General features: G+C 70.5%; 13 protein-coding genes and 1 pseudogene. 12 read left to right on the forward strand and 2 right to left on the reverse strand.

The annotated features are described in order from the left end of the window. Positions 1-255: 255 nt before the first annotated feature. The 11 genes from eccA (at position 256) to eccE (ending at position 14,915) form a co-directional block, all read left to right on the forward strand. Positions 256-2,118, forward strand: coding sequence for a type VII secretion AAA-ATPase EccA (gene eccA, locus A5691_RS12095; protein ID WP_068015249.1), 1,863 nt, complete (start codon positions 256-258; stop codon positions 2,116-2,118). Next, entirely contained in the window at positions 2,115-3,716 is a 1,602-nt protein-coding gene (gene eccB, locus A5691_RS12100; RefSeq protein WP_068015223.1) for a type VII secretion protein EccB, read from the forward strand. Before eccA ends, eccB begins: the two co-directional genes overlap by 4 nt. Further along, positions 3,713-7,675 carry a type VII secretion protein EccCa gene (eccCa, locus tag A5691_RS12105; protein ID WP_068015220.1) on the forward strand — a complete coding sequence of 1,321 codons (3,963 nt, stop codon included), beginning with the start codon at positions 3,713-3,715 and terminating at the stop codon, positions 7,673-7,675. Before eccB ends, eccCa begins: the two co-directional genes overlap by 4 nt. Continuing rightward, complete coding sequence (locus A5691_RS12110) at positions 7,672-7,971, forward strand: PE family protein (RefSeq protein ID WP_068015218.1); 300 nt, start codon at positions 7,672-7,674, stop codon at positions 7,969-7,971. The genes eccCa and A5691_RS12110 overlap by 4 nt, the downstream gene beginning before the upstream one ends. A 12-nt stretch (positions 7,972-7,983) precedes the next feature. Then, positions 7,984-9,477, forward strand: coding sequence for a PPE family protein (locus tag A5691_RS12115; protein WP_068015215.1), 1,494 nt, complete (start codon positions 7,984-7,986; stop codon positions 9,475-9,477). 63 nt (positions 9,478-9,540) lie between these two features. Continuing rightward, entirely contained in the window at positions 9,541-9,834 is a 294-nt protein-coding gene (gene esxG, locus A5691_RS12120) for a type VII secretion system protein EsxG (RefSeq protein WP_067278108.1), read from the forward strand. Between the two features lie 38 nt (positions 9,835-9,872). Continuing rightward, the gene (locus A5691_RS12125) at positions 9,873-10,163 is read left to right on the forward strand and encodes a WXG100 family type VII secretion target (RefSeq protein ID WP_067278112.1); all 291 of its coding nucleotides are present in this window, start codon (positions 9,873-9,875) and stop codon (positions 10,161-10,163) included. Positions 10,164-10,173: 10 nt separating this feature from the next. After that, a complete protein-coding gene (locus A5691_RS12130) occupies positions 10,174-11,043 on the forward strand; it encodes an ESX secretion-associated protein EspG (RefSeq protein WP_068266598.1) in 870 nt (289 codons plus the stop codon). A 34-nt stretch (positions 11,044-11,077) separates the two neighbouring features. Next, complete coding sequence (eccD, locus tag A5691_RS12135; protein WP_156675514.1) at positions 11,078-12,541, forward strand: type VII secretion integral membrane protein EccD; 1,464 nt, start codon at positions 11,078-11,080, stop codon at positions 12,539-12,541. Then, positions 12,538-13,932, forward strand: coding sequence for a type VII secretion-associated serine protease mycosin (gene mycP, locus A5691_RS12140; protein ID WP_068015206.1), 1,395 nt, complete (start codon positions 12,538-12,540; stop codon positions 13,930-13,932). Before eccD ends, mycP begins: the two co-directional genes overlap by 4 nt. A 14-nt stretch (positions 13,933-13,946) precedes the next feature. Then, positions 13,947-14,915, forward strand: coding sequence for a type VII secretion protein EccE (gene eccE / locus A5691_RS12145; protein WP_068015203.1), 969 nt, complete (start codon positions 13,947-13,949; stop codon positions 14,913-14,915). Here eccE and A5691_RS12150 read toward each other — a convergent pair. Continuing rightward, on the reverse strand, positions 14,905-16,098 hold the full coding sequence (locus A5691_RS12150; protein WP_067760833.1) for a S9 family peptidase: 1,194 nt from the start codon (positions 16,096-16,098) through the stop codon (positions 14,905-14,907). The genes eccE and A5691_RS12150 overlap by 11 nt on opposite strands. Before the next feature lie 121 nt (positions 16,099-16,219). Here A5691_RS12150 and A5691_RS12155 point away from each other — a divergent pair, with 121 nt between their 5' ends. Beyond that, positions 16,220-17,005 carry a trans-aconitate 2-methyltransferase gene (locus A5691_RS12155; protein WP_067760835.1) on the forward strand — a complete coding sequence of 262 codons (786 nt, stop codon included), beginning with the start codon at positions 16,220-16,222 and terminating at the stop codon, positions 17,003-17,005. Here the strand turns inward: A5691_RS12155 and A5691_RS12160 are convergent. Then, positions 17,002-17,610, reverse strand: a pseudogene (locus tag A5691_RS12160) (sulfatase); the annotation flags it as partial. The gene A5691_RS12155 and the pseudogene A5691_RS12160 sit on opposite strands and share 4 nt — an antisense overlap.

Below are 17,610 nucleotides of genomic sequence, written 5' to 3' on the forward strand. Positions count from 1 at the left end.
GGATTGCTAATGAAAATGATTTTCGATAAGCTCGGGCCGCTCGGCGGGGCCGGTGGTGGCCCGCCGATCCGTCGGAGCCGGGGGAACGGACCGAAAATGCGGACGGGAGTGCGCCTGAACTCCCTCATTCGCGGTGATGAGCTGGGAGTGCTGTGGTGAGTCGGACGGGCCCTCGCGCCTCGACACTTAGCTTATGCAATGCTAACTTCAGGCGGGTTAGGTTAGGGGAGGCTACACAAATGGAGAGACGTGGCCGTGGAACTCGGTGACACCGGCGTGCTCGCCGCTCAGCCCGTCAATTCACGTGCGGATGCCAGGGTTGATGGCGACGTCGTCAGCCGGTTCGCCACGTGCTGCCGCGCGCTCGGCATCTCGGTCTACCAGCGCCAGCGCCCGGCCGACCTGACCGCCGCCCGCTCCGGCTTCACCGCGCTGACCCGGGTCGCCCACGACCAGTGCGACGCCTGGACGGGCCTCGCCGCCGCCGGCGATGTGTCCCTGCGGGTGCTGGAGGCGGTGTCGCGCACCGCGAGCACGGCCGGGGTGTTGCAGCGGAAGGTGGATCTGGCGCCGGGCGAACTGGGCTTCCGCTATGACACCGGGCTGTACCTGCAGTTCCGCGCCGCCACCCCAGACGATTTCCACCTCGCCCACGCGGCGGGCCTGGCGTCGACCGGGGATGCGGCGCGGCTCGCCGAAGCCGACCAGATCGTCACCGGCCTGACCGCGCGCCGCCCGAGCTGGCGCGAGGCCCGCTGGGTCGCCGTCGTCCTCAACTACCGCGCCGAGCGCTGGTCGGACGTCGTCAAGTTGCTGACGCCGGTCGTGAACGACGCCGGGCTCGACGAGGCGTTCGCGCACGCGGCCAGGATCGCCCTGGGGACCGCGCTGGCGCGGCTGGGCATGTTCGCCCCGGCGCTGTCGTACCTGGAGGAGCCCGACGGTCCGGTCGCGGTCGCGGCGGTCGACGGGGCGCTGGCCAAGGCGCTGGTGTTGCGGGCGCACGTCGACGAGGAGTCGGCGAGCGAAGTGCTCCAGGATCTGTACGCGGCCCAACCGGAAAACGAACAGATCGAACAGGCCCTGTTGGACACCAGCTTTGGGATCGCGACCACCACCGCGGCGCGGATCGAAGCGCGCACCGACCCCTGGGACCCGGACACCGAGCCCAGCGCGGAGGACTTCGTCGATCCCGCGGCCCACGAGCGCAAGGCCGTGTTGCTGCACGAGGCCGAAGTCCAGCTGGCCGAGTTCATCGGCCTCGACGAGGTCAAGAACCAGGTGTCGCGGCTGAAGAGCTCGGTCGCCATGGAGCTGGTGCGCAAGCAGCGCGGCCTCGCTGTCGCACAGCGCGCCCACCACCTCGTGTTCGCCGGGCCGCCCGGCACCGGTAAGACCACGATCGCCCGCGTGGTCGCCAAGATCTATTGCGGCCTCGGGCTTTTGAAGCGGGAAAACATCCGCGAGGTGCACCGCGCCGACCTGATCGGCCAGCACATCGGCGAGACCGAAGCCAAGACCAACGCGATCATCGACAGCGCACTCGACGGGGTGCTGTTCCTCGACGAGGCCTACGCCCTGGTGGCCACCGGCGCGAAGAACGACTTCGGGCTGGTCGCCATCGACACCCTGCTGGCACGGATGGAGAACGACCGCGACCGGCTGGTGGTGATCATCGCGGGATACCGGGCCGATCTGGACAAGTTCCTGGACACCAACGAGGGTCTGCGTTCCCGATTCACCCGCAACATCGACTTCCCTTCGTACGCACCGTCGGAACTCGTCGAGATCGCGAACAAGATGGCCGAGCAGCGCGACAGCGTCTTCGAACAGGCCGCGCTCGACCACATGGAGGCGTTGTTCACCAAGCTGGCCACCGAGTCGACGCCCGACGCCAACGGAATCTCGCGGCGCAACCTGGACATCGCCGGTAACGGTCGATTCGTCCGCAACATCGTCGAACGCTCCGAGGAGGAGCGCGAATTCCGGCTCGACCATTCGGAGCACGCGGGCACCGGGGAATTCAGTGACGAGGAGCTGATGACGATCACCGACCAAGACGTCGAGAATTCGGTGGAGCCGTTGTTGCGCGGACTCGGGCTGTCGGTGCCGGCATGACGAATCCCGAATCCGACGATCGGCGTTCGTTCGCGTCGCGCACGCCGGTCAACGACAATCCCGACAAGGTCGAGTATCGCCGCGGCTTCGTCACCCGGCACCAGGTCAGCGGCTGGCGGTTCGTGATGCGGCGCATCGCTTCCGGGATCGCCCTGCACGACACCAGGATGCTGGTCGACCCGCTGCGCACCCAGTCGCGCGCGGTGCTGATGGGCGTGGTCCTGCTCGCCACCGGCCTGGCGGGCTGCTTCGTGTTCTCGCTGATCCGTCCCAACGGGACGGTGGGCACCAACGCCGTGCTCGCCGACCGGTCGACGGCCGCCCTGTACGTGCGGGTGGGCGAACAGCTGCATCCGGTGCTCAATCTGACGTCGGCCCGGTTGATCGTCGGTAAGCCCGTCAACCCGACAACGGTGAAAAGCACCGAGCTGGACCGGTTTCCGCGCGGAAACCTGATCGGTATCCCGGGCGCACCGGAGCGCATGGTGCAAAACACCACGCGCGATGCCAACTGGACCGTGTGTGACGGCATCGGCGGGACGGCGCACGCCATCCACAGCACCGGCGTCACGGTGATCGCCGGCCGCCCCGACAGCGGCGGTGCCCGCGCGGCCAAACTCGACGCCAAACAGGCCGTCCTGGTCGATAGCGGCAACAGCACCTGGCTCCTCTGGGACGGCAGGCGCAGCCAGCTCAACCTGGCCGATCACGCGGTCACCAACGCGCTTGGCTTGGGACTCAACAACACTGAGGTGCCCGCGCCGCGGCCCATTGCACTGGGATTGTTCAACGCCATCCCCGAAGCGCCGTCGCTGACGGCGCCCGCCATCCCGAACGCCGGCGCCCCGGCTGGCTTCAGCGTGCCTGCGCCGATCGGGGCAGTGGTGGTTTCCTATGCCCTGGAACAGAATTCGTCGGGTGCGCCGCGCTACTACGCGGTGTTACCGGACGGCCTGCAGCCCATCTCCCCGGTGCTCGCGGCGATCTTGCGCAACACCAACTCCTATGGCCTGGACCAGCCGCCTCGGCTGGGCGCCGACGCGGTGGCGAAGCTGCCGGTGTCCCGGATGCTCGACACCGCGCGCTACCCCGACCAGCAGATCACCCTCGTCGACGCGGCCAAAGATCCCGTCACGTGCGCCTATTGGAGCAAGCCCGGCGGCGCCGCCACCAGCTCGCTGAGCCTGCTGGCCGGCTCGGCCCTGCCGATACCCGAATCGATCCGCACCGTCGACCTGGTCGGCGGCGCCTCCCCGGCCACCGCGACGCGCGTCGCCCTGGCGCCGGGCACCGGCTACTTCGCCCAGACCGTCACCGGCGGCGCCGGCGCGCCCGGCACCGGGTCGTTGTTCTGGGTGTCCGACACCGGAGTTCGCTACGGCATCGACAACGAGGCGGAGACCTCGGCCGCCGGGCGTGGCAAAACCGTTGAGGCCCTGGGCTTGAGCGAGCCCGCGGTGCCCGTACCCTGGTCGGTGCTCTCGCTGTTCGCGACCGGCCCGACGCTGTCGCGGGCGGACGCGCTGCTGGCACACGACGGACTGGCGCCCGACACCAAGCCCGGCCGCGTGGCACCAGCAGAGGGAGCGCCCCGATGAGCCGACTCATCTTCGAAGCCCGCCGCCGGCTGGCGCCGCCGGTCACCCGCAAGGGCACCATCAACATCGAGGCGCCGCCCGAGTTGCCACGGGTGATCCCGCCGTCGTTCCTGCGCCGCGCGATGCCGTACGTGCTGGTGATCCTGATCGTCGGTATGGTCGTCGCGCTGTTCGCCACCGGGATGCGGCTGATCTCGCCGCAGACGCTGTTCTTCCCGTTCGTGCTGCTGCTGGCGGCCACCGCGATGTATCGCGGCAACGACAACAAGACGCGCACCGAGGAGGTCGACGCCGAACGCGCCGACTACCTGCGCTACCTCTCGGTGGTCCGCGACAACATCCGCACCCAGGCCGCTCAGCAACGCGCGGCCGCCGAGTGGTCGCACCCCGACCCGGCGGCCCTGGTTGCCGTGCCGGGGTCGCGCAGGCAATGGGAGCGCGATCCGCATGACCCGGACTTCCTGGTCCTGCGCGCCGGCCGCCACCAGGTGCCCCTGAGCACCGCGCTGCGAGTGAACGACACCGCGGACGAGGTCGACCTGGAGCCCGTGTCGCACAGCGCATTACGCGGCCTGCTCGACACCCACCGCGTCGTGCGCGACGTGCCTACCGGGATCGACCTGACCAAGGTCTCGCGGATCACCGTGCTGGGTGAGCCCGATGAGGCGCGGGCGGCGATGCGCGCCTGGCTCGCCCAGGCCGTGACGTGGCACGACCTGACCGTGCTTGGGGTGGCCCTGGTCTCCCGCGACCTGGAGAGCCCAGACTGGTCCTGGCTGAAATGGCTTGCACACGTGGATGTTCCGGGTGAGTTCGACGGCGTGGGCCCGGCGCGCCTGCTGTCGACCAACCCCGACGAGCTGGTCCTGCTGCTGGGCCCCGCGTTCGTCGACCGGCCGGCGTTCACCGGCGAGCCCGCGGACGCGCTGCGGCACCTGCTGATCGTCATCGACGACCCCGACTTCGACCTGAGCAGCTCGACGCTCGCGCTCGGCCGCGCGGGAGTCACCGTCGTGCACCGCTCCGCCACCCCGCCGCACCGCGAGCAGTATTCGGACCCGGAGAAGCCGATCCTGCGCGTCGTGAACGGCGCGATCGAGCGCTGGCAGACCGGCGGCTGGCAGCCCTACATCGACGACGCCGACCTGCTCGGCCCCGACGAGGCGGCCCACCTGGCTCGCCAGCTGTCGCGCTGGGACTCCAACCCGACCCACACCGGGCTGCGCTCGGCGGCCACGCGCGGCGCCACCTTCACCACCCTGCTGGGCATCGGCGACGCCTCGCGGCTGGACGTGCCCACGCTGTGGGCGCCGCGCCGCCGCGAGGACGAGTTGCGCGTGCCCATCGGCGTCACCGCGACCGGTGAACCGCTGTTCTTCGACCTGAAGGACGAAGCCGAGGGCGGCATGGGCCCGCACGGTCTGATGATCGGTATGACGGGATCGGGCAAGTCGCAGACGCTGATGTCGATCCTGTTGTCGCTGTTGACAACCCATTCGGCCGACCGTCTGATCGTGATCTACGCCGACTTCAAGGGTGAGGCCGGCGCGGACAGCTTCCGCCATTTCCCGCAGGTGGTCGCGGTGATCTCCAACATGGCCGAGAAGAAGTCGCTGGCCGACCGGTTCGCCGACACGCTGCGCGGTGAGGTGGCCCGCCGCGAAACACTGCTGCGCGAGGCCGGCCGCCGCGTGCAGGGCAGCGCGTTCAACTCGGTGGTGGAGTACGAGGGCGCGATCGCGGCGGGGCACGACCTGCCGCCGATCCCGACGCTGTTCGTGGTCGCCGACGAGTTCACCCTGATGCTGGCCGATCACCCCGAATACGCGGAGTTGTTCGATTACGTTGCCCGCAAGGGCCGCTCGTTCCGCATCCACATCCTGTTCGCGTCGCAGACGCTGGACGTGGGCAAGATCAAGGACATCGACAAGAACACCTCGTACCGCATCGGCTTGAAGGTGGCCAGTCCCAGCGTTTCCCGCCAGATCATCGGCGTGGAGGACGCGTACCACATCGAATCGGGCAAGGAGCACAAGGGCGTGGGCTTCCTGGTGCCCGCCCCGGGCGCGACCCCGATCAAGTTCCGCAGCACCTACGTCGACGGCATCTACGACCCGCCGCAGAAGGCCAAGGCCCTTGTGGTGCAGTCCGTTCCGGAGCCCAAGCTTTTCACGGCCGGACGGGTGGAACCGGAGCAGGACATGGTGATCCCGGCCGCCGAGGACGAGGAATTCACCGGCCCGCCACGCAAGCTGATCGCCACGATCGGCGACCAGCTGGCGCGTTACGGTCCGCGAGCCCCGCAGCTGTGGCTGCCGCCGCTGGACGAGCCGATCCCGCTGACCGCGGTACTGGCCCGGGCCGGGGTGCCGCAGCGCCAGTGGCAGTGGCCGCTCGGCGAGATCGACAAACCCTTCGAGATGCGCCGGGACCCACTGGTGTTCGACGCGACCTCGGCGGCCGGCAACATGGTGATCCACGGCGGCCCCAAGTCCGGGAAATCGACCGCGCTGCAGACGTTCATCCTGTCGGCGGCCAGCCTGCACTCACCGCGCGACGTCACCTTCTACTGCCTGGACTACGGCGGCGGGAAGCTGCGGGCGCTGGAAGACCTGGCGCATGTCGGCAGCGTCGCCTCGGCGCTGGAACCCGAACGCATCCGGCGCACCTTCGGGGAGCTCGAGCAGCTGCTGCTGTCTCGGCAGCGGCGCGAGATGTTCCGGGAAAGGCACGGCGCCGCGCCCGACGACGGTTACGGCGAGGTGTTCCTGGTCATCGACAACCTGTACGCGTTCGGCCGGGACAACACCGACCAGTTCAACACCCGTAATCCGTTGCTGGCCAAGGTGAGCGAACTGGTGAACGTCGGGCTCGCCTACGGCATCCACGTCGTCATCACCACCCCGAGCTGGCTCGAGGTGCCCCTGGCCATGCGCGACGGCCTCGGCCTGCGGCTCGAGCTCAAGCTGCACGACCCGCGGGACAGCAACGTGCGGCTCGTCGGCGCGCTGCGTCGCCCCGCGGAGTCCGTGCCGCACGACCAACCGGGCCGCGGGTTGACGATGGCCGCCGAGCACTTCCTGTTCGCCAACCCCGAGCTCGACCAGGTGGCCGCGATCAACGCCCGCTACCCGGGCATGGCAGCGCCGCCGGTGCGGCTGCTGCCGACCAACCTCGCGCCGGAGGCGCTCGGCGCGCTCTATCGCGGCACGGAGCAGGTGGTCATCGGCCAGCGCGAGGAGGACCTGGCACCCGTCGTGGTCAACTTCGCCGACGAGCCGCTGCTGATGGTGTTCGGCGACAGCAAATCCGGCAAGACCACGTTGCTGCGCCACATCATTCGCACCATCCGCGAGCACTCCACGCCCGATCAGGTGGCCTTCACGGTGCTGGATCGCCGGCTGCACCTTGTCGACGAGCCGTTGTTCGCCGACAACGAGTACACCGCCAACGTCGACCGCATCATCCCGGCGATGTTGGGGCTGGCGAACATCATCGAATCGCGGCGTCCCCCGGCCGGGTTGTCGCCCGGGGAGCTGGCCCGGTGGGCATACGCCGGCCACACCCACTACCTGATCATCGACGACGTCGACCAGATACCGGACGCGCCGGCGATGAGCGGCCCGTACGTCGGGCAGCGGCCATGGACGCCGTTGATCGGAATCCTTTCGCAGGCGGCCGATCTGGGGCTGCGGGTGATCGTCACGGCGCGGGCGACCGGATCCGGGCACGCCCTGATGACCAACCCGCTGCTGCGCCGGTTCAACGACTTGCAGGCGACCACGCTGATGCTGGCGGGCAACCCGCAGGACAGCGGCAAGATCCGGGGCCAGCGCTTCGGCCGGCTGCCCGCGGGGCGGGCGATCTTGTTGGGCGACAGCGACATTCCGACGTACGTGCAGTTGGTCAACCCGCTGGTGGGTGAGGCCGCGATGTTTGGTGAAAGGGGAGAGTCATGACGTTGCGAGTGGTTCCCGAGGGCCTGGCCGCGACCAGCGCCGCGGTGGAGGCGCTGACGGCGCGGCTGGCGGCCGCGCACGCGGCGGCCGCGCCGGCCATCACCGCGGTGGTGCCGCCCGCGGTGGATCCGGTGTCGCTGCAGACCGCGCTCGGCTTCAGCGCACAGGGTCAAGAGCACGCCGTCGTCGCCGCCCAGGGCGTGGAAGAGCTCGGCCGCGCCGGCGTGGGCGTCGGCGAGGCCGGCGTCAGCTATCTCGCCGGGGACGCATCGGCCGCGGCGACGTACGGGTTCTAAGGGCGCCCGACAATGACGTCCCCCGTTGCGCCCCTTTGGATGGCTTCGCCACCCGAGGTGCATTCGACGCTGCTGAGCGCCGGTCCCGGGCCGGGGCCGCTGTTGGCGGCCGCCGGCGCGTGGACCGCGCTGAGCACCGAATACGCAACGGCGGCAGCCGAACTCACCGGGGTGGTGGGCCAGGCCCAGGCGGGGTCCTGGGAGGGGCCGACGGCCGAGCAGTACGCGGCCGCGCACGCCCCGTACCTGGCGTGGCTGCAGCAGGCCAGCGCCGACAGCGCGGGCGTGGCCGCGCAGCACGAGATCGCGGCCGCGGCGTACACCGCCGCCCTGACGGCCATGCCGACACTGGGCGAGCTCGCCGCCAATCACACCGTCCACGGGGTGTTGGTGGCGACGAACTTTTTTGGCATCAACACGATTCCGATCGCGTTGAACGAGGCCGACTACGCGCGGATGTGGGTCCAGGCCGCGACCGTCATGGGCGCCTATCAGGCCACCTCGGGCGCAGCGCTCGCGTCCGCGCCGCGCAGCACCCCGGCGCCGGCCATCGTGCGGCCGGGCGGGGAGGCGAACGACGCCGCGGTCAACGCCGCGCAGAACACCTCCAACCCCGCGAACGCGATCTCCGACTTCTTCCAGCAGCTGGCCAAGTTCCTGCAGGACTTCTTCCAGAACATTCAGCAGCTGTTGCAGAACTTCTTCTCGAACCTCCCGGCGTTGCTGGCCGCCAACGGCCCGCTGCTGTTCTTCGTCGCCTACCAGGTGTTCTTCAACGCCGTCGGCTGGCCGACCTGGGGCGCGATCCTGACCGCGCCCTTCCTCATCCCGCTGCTGCTCGGCATCGGCCTGAGTTCCCTGCTCACCGCGCCCGCCGAGATCGCCCCGGTGGCGGCGGGAGCCGCCGCGGCGCCGCTGGTCGCCTCGACCAAGCCGGCGTCACTGCTGCCGGCGGTCGCGCTGGCCCCGACGGTGGCGACTCCCGCTGGGGCGCCGGCCACTTCGGTCGCGGCGGGTACCGGTAGTGCTCCCGCCCCGGCGCCCGCGCCGGCGCCGAGCACCCTGGCCTACCTGGTCGCCTACGGCGGTGACCCGGAGACCGGCGTGGGACCGACGGTGGGTGGCCGTGGTGGCGCCAAAGCGCCGGCGGCGACCATCCCGGCGGCCGGCGCGGCCGCGGCCAGCCGGGCGGAGGCGCGCGCGCGGCGGCGCCGCCGGGCCACGCTGCGGGACCACGCCGACGAGTTCGCGGACATGGATTCCGACATCGGCGTGCCCCCGGACTACGACGACGACGATGAGCGACTGGCCGCGGCGGTGGCATCCGGTGCCGGGGCCGGGACGCTGGGCTTCGCCGGCACCGCGCGGAAGGCGAACACCTTCCGGGCGGCCGGTTTGACCAAGCTCACCGACGGCGAATTCGGCAGCGGCCCAAAGATGCCGATGATGCCCGGCACCTGGGACCACGACCCGGCGCGCCCGACCGAGCCCAGGGAAGGGGGATAAGGCAGTCAGCCCGATGCTCGTCAGTCACCGAAACCCCATGAGACCGCAGAGAAAGGAAGCACCATGAGTATGTTGGACGCCCACATCCCGCAGTTGGTGGCCGCGCAGTCGGCCTTCAGTGCCAAGGCGGCGTTGATGCGCAGCACCATCAGTCAGGCCGAGCAGGAGGCCATGTCGGCACAGGCGTTCCACCAGGGCGAGTCCTCGGCCGCGTTCCAGGCCGCGCACGCCCGCTTCGTCGAGGCCGCCGCGCGGGTCAACACCCTGCTCGACATCGCCCAGGCCAACCTCGGCGACGCCGCGGGAACCTACGTGGCCGCCGACGCCGCCGCGGCGTCCGGCTACAACGCCTTCTGATCGGGCTTCAGCCGCCAACAACCGCGAAAGGACTTCTCATGTCCCAAATCATGTACAACTACCCGGCGATGTTGAGCCACGCCGCCGACATGGCCGGCTACGCCGGCACGCTGCAGGGGCTGGGTTCGGACATCGCCAGCGAGCAGGCCACGCTGTCCAACGCCTGGCAGGGCGACACCGGTATGACCTACCAGGCCTGGCAGGCCCAGTGGAACCAGGCGATGGAAAGCCTCGTGCGGGCCTACCAGTCGATGGCCAGCACCCACGAGGCCAACACCACGTCCATGCTCGCCCGGGACCAGGCCGAAGCCGCCAAGTGGGGCGGTTAGTTCCTGTCAGATGAGTGCTGAGCCCAACGCCGTCGAGCTGACGGTCGAGAACGCCTGGTTCATAGCGGAAACCATTGGGGCGGGTAGCTTCCCGTGGGTGCTGGCGATCACCTCGCCCTACACCGATGCCACGCAACGCCAGGCGTTCCTCGACCGTCAGCGAGCCGAGCTGACCCGGATGGGTCTGGTATCGGAGGACGGCACCATCAATCCGACGGTGGCCGACTGGATCAGGGTGGTGTGCTTCCCGGAGCGGTGGCTCGACCTGCGGTACGTGGGGCCCGCCAAGGACACCGGCACCGGCGAATTGCTGCGCGGCATCGTGGCTCAGCGTCCCGCGACCAGCGTCAAGACCGTCGTCGCGCTGCGCAGCGCGCAGCTGATCACGTTCACCGCCATGGACATCGACGACCCGCGCGCGCTGGTTCCGGTGCTGAGCGTCGGGCTGGCACAACAACCGCCGGCCCGATTCGACGAGTTCAGCATGCCGACCCGCGTCGGGGCGCGGGCCGACGAGCGGCTGCGCTCGGGCGCCTCGCTGGCCGAAGTCGTTGATTACCTGGGCATCCCGCAGTCGGCCCGGTCGGTGGTGGAGTCGGTGTTCAACGGCCCGCGCAGCTACGTCGAGATCGTCGCCGGCTGCCGCCGCGACGGCAGGCACGCCATCACCGAGGTGGGGATGAGCATCGTCGACGCCGTCGCGGGCCGCGTGCTGGTGAGCCCGTCGCGCGCCTTCGACGGCGAATGGGTGTCGACCTTCGCCCCCGGCACACCGTTCGCGATCGCCCTGGCGATCGAACAGCTGACCGCTTTACTGCCGGAGTCCGAATGGTTCTCCGGCCACCGCTTGGCCCGAGATTTCACCGCGCAACACGCGTAACCCCAACGGAAAAGAGAGCAACGATGTTTCAGGTATGGCCCCAGCGTCCTTCGAGGGTCCGGTGACGTCCGGCGCCGTCATGCCGATCGTCCGCGTGGCAATCCTCGCGGAAAGCAGGCTGACGGAAATGGCGTTGCCCGCCGAGCTGCCGCTGCGTGAGATCCTGCCCGCGGTCCAGCGTCTGGTGGTTCCTTCGGCGTCGAACGGCGAATCCGACGACACGGCCCGGGGCGCCGCCGACCTCGGTGACGCGACCCAACTGAGCCTCGCGCCCATCGGCGGCGCGCCGTTCAGCCTGGACGCCAGCCTGGACACGGTCGGGGTTGTGGACGGTGACCTGTTGGCGCTGCAGCCGGTGCCGGTCGGCCAGGCGGCCCCCGGGATCGTCGAGGACATCGCCGATGCGGCCATGATCTTCTCGACCTCGCGGCTGAAGCCCTGGGGCGCAGCGCATATCCAGCGCGGGGCGCTGGCCGCGGTGATCGCGGTCGCGTTCCTGGCCACCGGGCTCTCGGTCACCTACCGCGTCACCACCGGCGCGCTGGCCGGGCTGGTCGCCGTCAGCGCGATCGCGGCCCTGACCGCGATCGCCGGCCTGCTCGTCGCGGCCCGCTCGCCGCGCACCGCGACGGCGTGCTCGATCGCCGCGCTGGTGCCCATCGGCGCCGCCCTTTCGTTGGCCGTGCCCGGACGGTTCGGGCCGGCGCAGATCATGCTCGCCGCTGCGGGGGTCACCGCGTGGTCGCTCATCGCGCTCATGGTGCCCAGCGCCGAGCGTGAGCGCATCGTCGGGTTCTTCACCGCGACCGCGGTGGTGGGGGCCGGGGTGTTGCTGGCGGCGGGCGCCGAGGTGCTGTGGCACCTGCGGCCACTCGCCATCGGCTGCGGCCTGATCGTCGCGGCGCTGCTGGTCACCATCGAGGCGGCGCAGCTCTCCGCGCTCTGGGCGCGTTTCCCGTTGCCGGTCATCCCGGCGCCCGGTGACCCCACGCCGTCGGCGCCGTCGCTGCGGGTGCTCGAGGACCTGCCGCGGCGCGTGCGGACCGGCGACGCCCACCAGAACGGATTCATCGCCGCCGCAGTGGTTCTCAGCGTCCTGGGCTCCGTGGCGATCACCCTGCGCCCCGAGGCGTGCAGCGGGGTGGGCTGGTGCGTGGTGGGCGCCACCGCGGCGACGTCCGTGCTGCGCGCGCGGGTGTGGGATTCGGCGGCGTGCAAGGCGTGGCTGCTGGCCCAGCCGTACCTGACCGCCGGTGCGCTGCTGGTGCTCTACACCGCGACCGGACGCTACGCCGCCGCCCTGGGCGCCGCGCTGGTGCTCGTCGCGCTGACCCTGGTGTGGGTGGTGGTGGCGCTCAACCCGCAGATCGCCGAGCCGGAGAGCTATTCGCTCCCGGTGCGACGGCTGGTGGGCTTCGTCGCGGCCGGGCTCGACGCGTCGCTCATCCCCGCCATGGCATTCCTGGTCGGCATCTTCACCTGGATACTCAATCGATGATCCGATCCGGATCGGCTTGTCTCGCCGCGGCTTTGGCGGCCGTGCTGTGGACGTGTCCGTCGGCGATGGCCATCGAAGCGCCGAAGGTCGATCCGGGTGTCCCGCCGCCCAGCGGGGCCCCGGGCGCCGTGCAGCCGATGGAGCAGCGCGGTCCGTGCACCGTCTCCGGGGTGATCCCCGGCAGTGACCCCGCGGCCGCCACACCCAGCCAGGCCACGCTGAATCTGCCCGGCGCATGGCAATTCTCGCGCGGAGAGGGCCAGCTGGTGGCGGTGCTCGACACCGGCGTGCGGCCGGGTCCGCGCCTGCCCAACGTCGACCCGGGCGGTGACTTCGTCGAGGCGACCGACGGGCTGACCGACTGCGACGGCCACGGCACCCTGGTGGCCGGGCTCATCGCCGGCCAACCGGCTGACGACGGCTTCGCCGGCGTGGCGCCCGCGGCGCGGGTGGTCTCGATCAGGACGACGTCGGCCAAGTTCTCGCCGCGGACGCCCGGGGGAGACCCGCTGGTGGCGCGGGCGTCGCTGGACGTCACCACGCTGGGCCGCGCGATCGTGCGTGCGGCCGACCTCGGCGCCCGGGTGATCGACATCTCCACGCTCACCTGCCTGCCCGCCGACCGGCCGGTCGATCAGGCCGCGCTCGGCGCCGCGATCCGTTACGCGGCGGTGGACAAGGACGCGGTGATCGTGGCCGCCGCAGGCAACACCGGAGCGACCGGATCGGTGGGCGGCGGAACCTCCTGCGAGTCCAACCCGCTCACCGACCTGAGCCGCCCGGACGACCCGCGCAACTGGGCGGGCGTCACCTCGGTCTCCATCCCGTCGGTGTGGCAGCCCTACGTGCTGTCGGTGGCCTCCCTGACGCCGGATGGCCAGCCGTCGAAATTCACCATGGCGGGGCCGTGGGTGGGCATCGCGGCGCCCGGGGAACGCATCGTGTCGGTCGGCAACGCCGACGGCGGCGGCCTGGCCAACGGGCTGCCCGACGAACACCAGCAGCAGGTCGCGCTGAGCGGCACCAGCTATGCGGCCGGCTACGTCGCCGGCGTCGCGGCGCTGGTCCGCAGCAAGTACCCCGACCTCAACGCCACGCAGGTCATCCATCGCATCACCGCCACCGCGCTGGGCGGCGCACGCGCGCCCTCCAACGTCGTCGGCACCGGCAGCGTGGACCCGGTGGCAGCCCTGACCTGGCAACTGCCCGCGGGCAACCAACCGCCCGCCGCACAGGTCAAACCCGTCGCCGTTCCGCCGGCGCCCGCGCCCAAGGACACCACCCCCCGGACCGTCGCGCTCCTCGGAACCGCCGCGCTGGCTGTGCTCGTCGCAGTCGCGGGCGCGTTCGCCGCCACGGCCACCCGCCGACGAAAGGACCACACCCCGTGAGCCCGCAGCGCTGGATGCCAATCCCCGGACCCGGCCGAATCACGCTGGCGCTGTTGGCCGTCGTGCCCGCGGTGATGGCCTACCCCTGGCGGTCACCCCGCGATTACTGGTTGCTCGGGATCGCCGCCGCCGTGGTCGTCGTGTTGTTCGGTTCCTGGCGCGGCTTGTATTTCACCACCCTGGCGCGCCGCCGGCTGGCGATCATCGGGCGCGGCGAGACCGCGGCCGAATCCGATTCGGCCACGGCGACGACAGCGCTGCTGCGGATCGGCGTGCCGGGCGGCGACGCCGACGTGCTGCCATTGCCGTTGATCGCCGGCTACCTGGACCGCTACGGCATTCGGGCGCACAAGATCCGGATCACGAACCGGGACAACGCATCCGACCCATCGAGGCGCGAGACGTGGATTGGTCTCACGATTTCGGCCACCGAGAACCTGGCCGCGCTGCGGGCGCGCTCGGCACGCATCCCGCTGCACGAGACCGCGCAGGTGGCGGCGCGCCGGCTCGCCGACCACCTGCGGGAGCTCGGCTGGGACGTCACCATCGTCGCGCCCGACGACGTTCCCCGGTTGCTCACCTCCAACCCCCGCGAGAGCTGGTCCGGGGTGCAGCGTGGGGCCTCGGATTACCTTGCGGCATACCAGATCCCGGTCGGGGAGGGGCTGGCGGCCACCCTCGAGGCGATCAGGGAGCATCCGGCGCGCGAGACGTGCACCGCGCTGGAGCTCGCCGGTGACGGGACGCACCACACCGTCGCGGCCGCCTGCGCCTTCCTGACCGACACGCCGCCGGAGCGGATCGCCGCGCCGGCGGGGCTGGTACCGGAGCGCGGCAATCACCGGCCCGCGCTGCAGGCACTGGATTTGTTGTCCACCCGGCGGCTCGACGGTCACGCCAAGGTGGCGGCGGGCTTGCTGGCGCAGCTGGACTGGCCGACCCCGGTGCGCGCGGATTCGGTCGCCGAAGCCGCTAGAACATGACGGTCTGCAAAAACGCGGTCATCCGGCGCAGGTAGTCGAGCTGGCTCACGTGCAGCACGTGACTGCCCGGAAACCAGTGCAGCGCACAGCGATCCCAGTGTTCCCACAACTGGACGGCGTGCTGCGGTGGCGCCATCCGATCGCCGAGCCCGGTGATGATCATCCGCCGATCCTTGCTCGGCAGCGGCCGGTAGTTCAGCGGGCTGTGGTAGGACAGCCCGTCGGATAACTCCGCGTGGCTGATGCGGGACAGGCGCAGCCCGAGTCGCACGAGCTTGTTGGCCGGGAACCATTCGTCGAACAGGTTCGCCGGGGCGACGACGGGACAGTTCGGGATGACGGCTTCGAGCCGGTCGTCGACGGAGGCCACCAGCGCCGAGGTGTAGCCACCCAGCGATATGCCGGTCAGCGCGATGCGGTCGACCCCGGTGCCGTGCAGGTAGTCGATGACGGACCGGAAGTCGTGCACGGCCTGGGCCATCGCCTCGGCGAAACCGCTCAGGCCGCCGGCGAAATAGCCGAAACCGCTGAACGGCGAAAGCTTTTCGGCCCGCTTGCCGTGAAATGGCAAGGTGTACAACAGCACGTCGTAGCCGGAGCGGTAATACCAGGGCAGCGCGAAGAACCGCCCGTTGGCCAGGTACGACGATCCCATGAAGCCGTGGATGACACACAGCGTGGGGCGTGGCCCGTCGTCGTGGCGCCAGTGCTGGGCGCGCACGGTGTTGTTGGATCTGAAGGCGGACCACTGCGGGCGCATCGCGGGGTTGATCGCCCTGAAGCTGCTTGGGAACGCGATGTTTTCCACCGTCCCGCCCGCGACCCACTCGGTCAGTGGGCTGGCCCGCCGCGACGACACCCGCGGCGGCTCGGTCGGCGCGGGAAACGACTTCACCGGATCGCGTTGCGCGCCCAGCCCGGCGTAGAAGCTCAGGTTGGCGCGCTCGGCGCGGGCATCGGCGTGCCGCAGGGACGCGGCGACGACGGCGGGTGCCACCGTCGCGGTGAGCAGTGACGACACCCAGGTGCGCAGCGCCAGGTCGCCGATGGCCGAGCCCTCGACTACCATGCGCTGGCGGGGGGACAGCGCCGAATTCGGGGGCAAGCCGCCGTCGTCGACCGGGACGTCCGCGCCTTCGAAGGCGGCGGGAATCGGCGGTTCAATCGAAGTGTTGGGCGCCACGAACGCCGATGCTAACCGGCCGGCGCGGCGGCCGGGGCCACTTGGGCGGCGGGGCCGCATGCGGTAATACCGTTTGTCTATCTCCCCGGCTGGCGGCGGCGCTTTGATCAGGAGGACCGACATGTGGGATCCCGATGTCTACCTGGCCTTTGCGGACCATCGCAGCCGGCCCTTCTACGACCTGCTGTCCCGGGTGGGGGCGGAGCGGGCCCGGCGGGTGGTCGACCTCGGCTGCGGCCCCGGCCACCTGACCGAGTACCTGTCCCGGCGCTGGCCGGACGCGGTGATCGAGGCGATGGACAGCTCGCCGGAGATGGTCGCCGCCGCGAAGGAACGCGGCATCGACGCAGTGATCGGCGACCTGCGGGACTGGAAACCCAAGCCCGATACCGACGTCGTGGTCAGCAACGCCGCGCTGCACTGGGTGCCCGAGCACGCCGACCTGCTGGTCCGGTGGGCGGGCGAGCTGCCGCCCGGATCATGGATCGCCGTCCAGATTCCCGGCAACTTCGAGACGCCGTCGCACGCCACGGTGCGCACCCTGGCCCGTCGGGAGCCCTACGCAAAGGTGATGCGGGACATACCATTTCGCGTCGGCGCGGTGGTGCAGCCGCCGATCCAGTACGCAAACCTGCTGCTGGACGCCGGGTGCAAAGTCGACGTCTGGGAGACCACCTACCTGCACCAGCTGGGCGGGGAGAACCCGGTGCTGGAATGGATCACCGGGACGGCGCTGGTTCCGGTGCGCGAGCGGCTCGGCGACGAAGACTGGGAACGGTTCCGCGAGGAGCTCATCCCGCTGCTGGACGACGCCTACCCGCCCCGGTCCGACGGGACCACGATCTTCCCGTTCCGGCGGGTGTTCATCGTCGCCGAGGTCGGCGGTTCCCGGCGGTCCGGCGGCTAACCGCTCGCCTGTTCCTCGATGCCGCGGTCGGCGGCGAGCGCAGACCGGGCGGTCGGTTTCACCCGATGAATGTGCAGATACGTCTCGGTGTACCGGGCCGAGATGCGGGTGCCGGCGAACTCCGACGGGATTACATCACCCGTACGCTGACGCCAATCATGAAGCCGCACAGCCAAATCGGCCGCGATTTCGTCGGCGTCGGCGTCGCCGGCGGCCAGCAGGTTGGTGGTCTCGGTGGGGTCGGCGCGCAGGTCGTAGAGCTCACGCTGCGGGCGTGGGCCGGTGATGAACGGCGCGACGGCTGCCCCCGACGGGCTCTCCTCGATATCCAACGGCAGGTCGAGCAGCGGCCGCGGGGCGTAATTCTCGATGTAGCTGTATTCCTTGGTGCGAATCGCGCGGATGGGATCGAACGAGTCGTGATAGGTCTTCGTCGTGTATACGTGGTCCCGGACCGGCACGGTGTGCGGGTCGGGCGCGAGGAGGGCGCGGGCGTGCGATACGCCCTCGACGTCGGCCGGAACGTCCACGCCCAGCAGGCCCAGCAGCGTCGGCAGCAGGTCAACGCCGCTGAACAGCTCGTCGTAGACCCGCGGGGGCAGCGC

The organism is Mycobacterium sp. E183, from assembly GCF_001667735.1.
Lineage (GTDB): Bacteria > Actinomycetota > Actinomycetes > Mycobacteriales > Mycobacteriaceae > Mycobacterium.

Excerpts from the sequence above, each read along its gene's own strand:
- A5691_RS12130 (WP_068266598.1), top strand. The coding sequence starts at position 10,174 with ATGAGTGCTGAGCCCAACGCCGTCGAGCTGACGGTCGAGAACGCCTGG.
- mycP (WP_068015206.1), top strand. The coding sequence starts at position 12,538 with ATGATCCGATCCGGATCGGCTTGTCTCGCCGCGGCTTTGGCGGCCGTG.
- esxG (WP_067278108.1), top strand. The coding sequence starts at position 9,541 with ATGAGTATGTTGGACGCCCACATCCCGCAGTTGGTGGCCGCGCAGTCG.
- A5691_RS12115 (WP_068015215.1), top strand. The coding sequence starts at position 7,984 with ATGACGTCCCCCGTTGCGCCCCTTTGGATGGCTTCGCCACCCGAGGTG.
- A5691_RS12110 (WP_068015218.1), top strand. The coding sequence starts at position 7,672 with ATGACGTTGCGAGTGGTTCCCGAGGGCCTGGCCGCGACCAGCGCCGCG.
- A5691_RS12155 (WP_067760835.1), top strand. The coding sequence starts at position 16,220 with ATGTGGGATCCCGATGTCTACCTGGCCTTTGCGGACCATCGCAGCCGG.
- A5691_RS12125 (WP_067278112.1), top strand. The coding sequence starts at position 9,873 with ATGTCCCAAATCATGTACAACTACCCGGCGATGTTGAGCCACGCCGCC.
- eccCa (WP_068015220.1), top strand. The coding sequence starts at position 3,713 with ATGAGCCGACTCATCTTCGAAGCCCGCCGCCGGCTGGCGCCGCCGGTC.
- eccD (WP_156675514.1), top strand. The coding sequence starts at position 11,078 with ATGGCCCCAGCGTCCTTCGAGGGTCCGGTGACGTCCGGCGCCGTCATG.
- eccB (WP_068015223.1), top strand. The coding sequence starts at position 2,115 with ATGACGAATCCCGAATCCGACGATCGGCGTTCGTTCGCGTCGCGCACG.
- eccE (WP_068015203.1), top strand. The coding sequence starts at position 13,947 with ATGCCAATCCCCGGACCCGGCCGAATCACGCTGGCGCTGTTGGCCGTC.